Genomic DNA, 7,338 nt, shown 5'->3' on the forward strand with positions numbered 1-7,338 from the left:
ACGCGATGAAGACCATCGCCACTCAGGACGCTGCTGGAAGAAGCGATTGTGCTGCCGTCATCGCCAAAATAGGTCCATGTGGTCGATGCCTCGCCATCAGCAGCCACCGCCGTCACCGCCTCGCTGTCCGCCAGCCCGTCGCCATCGGAATCCTCCGTCACCGTGACCAACCGCCCGTCGGCGCTTGCAACCTCTGTGCGTTCAAAAAGCAGGACGCCGGCAGCTGCCGTCAGCGTCGTCGTCAGCGAGGTCACACCGCCCAACGAGATCGTCTTGACTGTCTCCCTGTTACGGTCCCACACGCCATCGCCATCAAAATCAGTCTTCTTCGCGATCCTCAGGCCATCATCGCTCTGCCAGCTCTGCAGCCTTTTGCCGAGGTTGCCATTCGCCGATACCACGCTTTCGTTCAGCGTTTGCAAGCCGTCGGCGTTCAAGACCGTTTCCGACAGGCTGATCACGTCGTCCACGCCATCACCATCGAGGTCCGAGGCGTTCGTCACGGAAAGGCCGTTCGCACCGGTCACCTTCTGTTCGCGGGCATAGACGCCATCGCCGTTCAGATATTGCGTGGAGACTGTCCGGGTGCCGTCAGCGCCGACCGTCGTGGTCTCGACAACATCAATCGTACCATTGCCGTCTTGATCCTGCGTGACGGTCTTCAGCCGTCCGTCGCCCGAGACCGTCTCGACAACCTCGCTGCGCAACGCGCCCGCCCCATCCGCCAGGCGCGTTGTCGTTCTTGTACCGCCATCATCCTGCATTACCGTTACGGCACTTTGGATCAGGTCAAAACCACCGTCGCCGTCTTTGTCCTGACGGGTGATCGTGGAAAGCCCGTCATCGCTCGCCGTCTCCTCGGTAGAAGACAAAAGCGTGCCGTCATCCGCGAAGACCTGCGTCACCGTCGTTTTGCTGCCGTCGGCGTTAAGCGTCATTGCAGCAACCTCCGTGCGCTCGAAAGCGCCATCGCCGTCACTGTCCGTCATGGTCGTAACCACAAGACCGTCGTCACTCACCGCCTTGCGGACAAGCGACCGCAGCGAGCCATCGTTATTTTCCGTCCGGGTCTCGGTCACCGTGCTGCCGTCGGCCAGATAGCTGACAGTCTCGGACACGACACTCTCGTCAATGCCGTTCCCGTCGGCATCGGTATAGACCACGCTTTCAAGCCCGTTGGCGCTTGTCTCGCTGCGCGTGACGCCGGCCATCGTACCATCGGCATAATACCCGGTCTCCGTCACCGTCACCACGCCCGCGTCATCCTTCAGCGTTGTCGTCACGCGATCGCGCGCACCGTCGCCGTCAACATCCTCCGTCACCGTGACTGAGCGCCGGTCAGCACTTCTCACGGTCTGCGCGAATGACAGAAGCGTCACGCCGTCGCCGGCAAAAACCTCCTCGCGCGTGGTCGTTACCCCGTTCGCATCCGTTTCCGTCACCGTATGCGTGATCCGGTCGGCCGAGCCATCGCCGTCCATATCCATTTGGGTCGTCAGGCTCAGCCCGTCAGCGGACGCCATGCGGGTCTCAGAAGAGCGCAGCGACCCATCGCCATTAACGGTCTCCACCACCGTCGTTGCCGCGCCATTGCCGGCAACCACCGTTTCCTGAGTTACCGTTGAATCGGTGTCGCCATCGCCATCGGCGTCCGTGGACCGAACACTCGAAAGCCCGTCGGCGCTGGTGACGGCCACCGAACGCGACAGCACGCTGCCGTCATCGGCGCGCGTCCAGACCGTTTCAGTCCTCTCGCCCGTTGCGCCATCAACCGTGACCCGGTGCAAAACCTCGTCTGTTTCCAGCAGACCATCGCGGTCCAGATCGGAGACCATCTCGAAGGTGACGAGATCAGCCCCGAGCGTCTCGCGCGTCATCGCCGCAATCGACCCGTCGACGTTCCGCGTCGTCACCGTCTGCTGGCGTGAACCATCGGCAAGCGTCACCGTCACATCCGTTTCGGTGACGTCGAAATCGCCATCGCCGTCGCTGTCCAGCTTCGTCTCGCGCGTCTTGCCGTCCTCAGAAAGCGTGTGAACCTCGGAAGACCTGAGCGAGCCGTCCCGGTTCGTCACGGTCTGTGTCGAGACCGTGCCGCCGCCGGCATTCTCCGTCACGCTAACGCTGTTGCGCGTGTCGAAGGCCCCGTCGCCGTCGATATCGCTCTCCGTCACCTTGATGCGACCGGCGGCATCGACCGATTTTGCCGAAGACGTGCGCAGGCTGCCGTCGCGGTTGAAGACCTCCGTCGTCTCGCTGCGGCTGCCATCCGTCCCGTCGGCGATCTCGAAGACCGTGGTCCGGTCATAAAGCCCGTCGCCATCGAGATCGACCCCCGTGCTGCGGGTCTTGCCATCGGCCGAAACCGTCTCGCTTGTTGCCGTGATCACGCTGCCATCTGCGCCCAGAACAGCCGTCTCGGTCGTCAGGCTGCCATCGGCGTGGCGCGTGCGCACCTCGCGGCTGTCGAACCAGCCGCCGCCCGTGCCGTCGCGCTCAATCGTGATCACCGAACCGTCGGCGCTCGTCGTCGTCACCTTCCGGCTTTCAATCGTGGCGCTTGCCATATCCGAACCGCTCCGGTCCGTGCGGGTCACGACTTCGCTGCCATCGGCGGCAACGACCGTTGCAATTGTCTGGATCCGGTCGACAACCCCGTCACCGTCATCGTCGAACTGCGTCGTCTCGCTCAAGCCATCGGCAGAGGTTTCCGCATCGATCACGAACACCTTGTTGCCGTCGGCGTCATAGCCGGTGGAGACCACCTGGCGGTTGCCGTTCCCATCAACCGCGATATCCTGTTCGACCCGGTAGTCTTCAGATTCCGCCGCAAGCACCGCATTCGCGGCAATCCCCGTCGACCCGTCGGCGCGGGTGAACACGCTCTCGCCGGTCACCGAAGACCCGTCATCGAACGTATAGCGCGCCGCATTCGCCTGAAGGCCGATCGAGACGATACCGAGCTCTGAAAGCGTCTTCACCGTGGTCGAGCCATCGGCATTGGTCACCATCACCTTGAAGGCGGAAAAGGCCGCGTCGGAAGCATCCAGAACCCCGTCGCCATTGGTATCGAAGACGGAGCGCAGCGCCTCCATGTCGTCGGCCGCCGTCGGGTCCCACTCGGTGAAAACGAACTGCCGCGTCTCGACGATCGCGTTCAGATCGTCCGGGTCATAGAACAACACCCCGTCGCCGGCCCCGGCCCACGCCGTCCGGTTCTCAAACCCGTCATCATCCGCATCGACAAAGACATCCGAACGCCCAAGCTCCGAAATCGAAATCCCGTCCCCGTCAAGGTCGAGAAGGACGGGCTTGCCGGAGGAACTGCTGGAACTGTCGTCGTCGTCATCATCGCCGCCAATAACGGCATATTGATTGCCATAGGCATCAAAGGCGGTCTTCGTGCCGTATTTCGAACTCGTAAACGTCTCCATCCCCGTATCGGAATCATAACTGTGATGATTGCCACGGGAATCATCCCACGTGTTAACGCTCGGATTGCTGGGGTCCACCGTATGGAAGTTGTGAAGACTATCTTCCCACAGTTCAGGAGGCTCGGGCCGAGAAAAGAATTGGCGAAATTACTCCCAAAAACCATAAGTGGTAACCGTAACCGGAGGTAATACTATTACCTCGTTCCCATCTTCATCAATATAGGTATACCCCATATCGCTTCCATCGAGGTCAGCGTAGCCCTCTATAGAATTATAATCGCCATAAAACTCGTAGTTGCTATTGTAGTAATCGCCAACACTTTGATATCTATTTGTACTTCCCCCTCCAGAGCTATTCGGGTTTGAAAAGCTCGAATAAACGTTTGTATAATCGGCAGCGTTCACCGAAACAGGCCCGTTTCTTATCAAGCCGACTGGATAGTCATTTGCTCCTGGCAACCCCTGAGAACGAGCCCAGTCCGTATAGGTTTCCGCACCAAGAGAGGAGAGATAATTCTGTCTTTCAGTGAAAGAAGCCCCATTCGAAAGATCAACCGAATACCCCGCAGAAACACTCATCAAGCCGAAATCCGCATAACCTGATGCGGTCAGCATCCCCTCATCGTAGCGGACGCCGGCAGAGTACCCCACACCCATGCCCAGAGCACCGACGCCCAAACTGCTTTCAACCGTCGCATAGGTATTCCCGGAGAAAGTGGGAAGGAGCCAGTTTCCGTCATCTCCGAACGTGAGCGTAATTTCCGCTCCCAGTATCGCGCTGAAGTCGAGGTTAATTTCAAAGGCATTTTTGGTGGTAAATGTAGCGGCCAGTCCTGCCCCAAAACCCAGGGCCTTGATGTCCAGGGCAGCTAACTCAACATCTGTCCTCCGAAAATTGCTGGTCTCGCCGGCACCAGCAACAAGAATTGGAACAGCCAATATGGGAGCAAAATTCACGGATATATTCGTATCCTCACTCCGATAAAGGTCAGAAGAGGCACCGCCAACTTTGCCATTAACCTGTATCTCGCCTGAGCTAGGATAGCTCGAAGTGATGTGAGCCCTACTTTTCATTCAGACGATCCTTCCTTCAAACCCACCAATCTTGCGATCTCGTCGCGCAAGTAATGTTTAGGCCGTTTCCTAAGGTGATATAGACCAAACAAATTTTGCCAATCTTCGTTGGCCATAGCGGCAGCGGCCCAGAAAATTGAGAGAAAAGGGAATGAAATAACAGCCCCCACCCCAATGCCAATATAAATGTAAAAATCAGAAGATATAAATCTACTAAGAACCCATATAGGCACTAGATATAGATATGAAATAAATATAATTGAGATTATAGCCATTGGAATACTTGATACAATCCCAAATTTCTCATTCACTTGCAAAATTTTCACAATAATGAATCTTGTTATAGATAAAAAAACCAGTTTTCTAAAAAGGTAATTGCCCATCCCAATCAACCGATCATGCCGCTTTTATGCAATTTGAATTATCAAATGTTCGACCAAGTTCGAACAGACCGGCCGTCTCGGCGGAATAGACGATCCGCTCGGCCACGACGTCCGTCAGCCGGCCATCGGCAAGCACCACCGTCGCCTGGCCGCCCGCCGCCATATCGCCGATCTGTTCGAACGTGCCATGCGCCGTCAGGAACCGGTGCCCCGGCGTCACGACAAGTTCGCGCGCCACGCCATCCTCTTCGCAGGAAAGCCGCACCCATTCCGTTGTCTCGTTCCGGTAAAGCCGGGTAACCCGCTTTGGAACCAGCGCGCCACGCCCCAAATCCGCAGCCCCGTCAAAGGCAAGAATGAGGTCACCCGCACGAACCGCGCAGATCGCCCGCATCTCGCCCGAGGCAAGCAGGATCGGGGTGTTGGAAGGGAAGCATTTGGGGCCACCGTTGATCAGATCAATCGGGTAGTCATTTGAAAGCGGCAGGCCCTGTGATTGCGCCCAACGCGTATATGTTGCGGAACCCAGCAAAGAATAGCTCTGCATTTCAGCCCCTACTCCAGGGCCCAGACTGAGGATGTATTCTATGAATTCTTCTGTCTTCTTTTCTCCAGCAATACCGCCTGCTACGCCCGCTATAAAAATCGCAGCTTGACCGAATCCAGGAACATAACCAAAAGCCACAGTAATCGTTCCAGCAGCCAAAGCAGCTCCGGCGAGCCCACCAGCCACCCCACCGGCAAGACCTCCAGTTTCCACAATAACTTCATGGAAGTCACCCTCGCCTGCAGCCGCAGCGATATCGTAGCTGTCAATTACGATACCCAAAGGACGGAACCCTTTCTGCACAATGTCTCCCGCATATTGCTTCGAGATTGCGCCAGTTCCATCCCACACAATCGAAAATGGCGTCGATGGGTTTTCTTTCACCCAGTCGATGAGTTTATCTTTAGATGTTCTTGTTGTCATTTTCTCCCCCATTGCTGAATGAACCTCTGCGCCACTACAACGAATTCAAATAATAGAATCCCCCACACAGATGAGGCTATGGCAGCCATAAATGCAAAAAACGGAAATGAGAATAATACTTGAATTATTTCAAAACTAAATTCTTGATCATAGGCAACGAAAATTCCATAATAAAATAACAAAGAGTTTATAAAAGCAATAATAACGCCCGGGATAAGCTCAGAAGGAGCATAAAAAAAATATGAGCTTTCTACTTTTGTATTCTTATAGCAATAAATGTAAAACACGAAAAACAAAAAAGACACAAACGGTGATGTTGCTAGCGAAATAATGAACATGGCTCCGCTCATATAACCACTAACATCAACTAAATATATATACATTCCAACGGAACTTTTAAAAAACATAAGTATAAATTTGCTGATTCGTTCATTTACAAATTCATTAAACAGTAATGTTATAGAAATATTAACCGCAACTGTTGCAATTATACAAAAATATATAAAGTATTTCTTAGCCCCAATATTTTTCTAAAGTTCGATTTTTCGAAAAAAATTCTGTTAAAAGGATTCTCAGTTTTAAAAAAAGACTGCATATTTTTATTTCCTTCAGTTCGACGCAATTTGCAGCCGACCATAATTCCCGCCCATCGCCTCATACCCCATCTTCCGCATCAGCCTGTCCGTCCGCGCCGTCTCCACGCCGGACGTCACATGAAACAGCACCTCGCGCGCGCCCTTGGCCCGTGACCAGGCCTCGGCCCGTTTCATCAGCCCAAGCGTCACCCGGCCGCCGGCAAGCGTGGCGCGCAGGGATTTTTGGACGTTGAGATTGTGGATGGTCGCAAGAAGGACGTCGCTGCCGATATGGTATTCGCCGACCGAGCACCACAGCATACCGGCAAGATCATCGCCGCGCGCGGCCAGAATGCAGGCCGAACGCGAAGGACTGGCGACAATCCGCGCGATCAGCGCTTCGACTTTTTCTGAACTGAAGGGAATATACCCGAACCGGCTTTCCGCATGCGCCGCGCGCGCCAGCGCGATCACCGGCGCAATATCCGTTCCCGGACCGAGCAGCGAAAACACAAACCGACCGGCAGCCTGCCGCTGCTGCTCTCCTGACCGCACATCCGCGCACCGCCGGACCAGCGCATGCCGCAACGGCACACCGACAACCATATCACGCCCCCCGACGCAGCATTTCATTCCAACCTGACTATCAACCCGACACCGACGAAGGTCAACAATAGATGCTCGTTTTTCGTGTGGTTTCGGCAACTTGCGAACGTCCTCGGTACGAGTAAGACAGGCCCCCTGAAGGAGAGAATCAAGTGAGAGCAAAGCTGCAAGGAGGAATATCTGCGATTGCAGTCATCCAACTCCCGCCCTTGACTTCACCCCCACCCTAAACTTTAGCCCTGACTTTAGGCTTCGAATTTAGCCTCAGACTGGGCAACCCGCGCGGTGCCAAATAC

General features: G+C 55.4%; 5 protein-coding genes. All 5 read right to left on the minus strand.

The window, feature by feature from the left end:
* A partial coding sequence (locus tag AC5DC2_RS16190) for an SPM autocatalytic domain-containing protein (protein ID WP_491699220.1) occupies positions 1-3,434 on the minus strand: 3,434 nt, incomplete at its 3' end.
* A gap of 147 nt (positions 3,435-3,581) precedes the next feature.
* Complete coding sequence (locus AC5DC2_RS16195; RefSeq protein ID WP_491699221.1) at positions 3,582-4,508, minus strand: hypothetical protein; 927 nt, start codon at positions 4,506-4,508, stop codon at positions 3,582-3,584.
* Between the two features lie 396 nt (positions 4,509-4,904).
* Positions 4,905-5,861, minus strand: coding sequence for a Hint domain-containing protein (locus AC5DC2_RS16200; RefSeq protein WP_491699222.1), 957 nt, complete (start codon positions 5,859-5,861; stop codon positions 4,905-4,907).
* Positions 5,858-6,211: a hypothetical protein gene (locus tag AC5DC2_RS16205; RefSeq protein ID WP_491699223.1), complete on the minus strand. Its 354-nt coding sequence runs from the start codon at positions 6,209-6,211 to the stop codon at positions 5,858-5,860. Before AC5DC2_RS16205 ends, AC5DC2_RS16200 begins: the two co-directional genes overlap by 4 nt.
* Before the next feature lie 258 nt (positions 6,212-6,469).
* Positions 6,470-7,042 (minus strand): GNAT family N-acetyltransferase, encoded by a 573-nt coding sequence (locus AC5DC2_RS16210; RefSeq protein WP_491699224.1) that lies wholly within the window; start codon positions 7,040-7,042, stop codon positions 6,470-6,472.
* Between the last annotated feature and the right edge of the window lie 296 nt (positions 7,043-7,338).

It is taken from the genome of Martelella sp. (genome assembly GCF_984369615.1).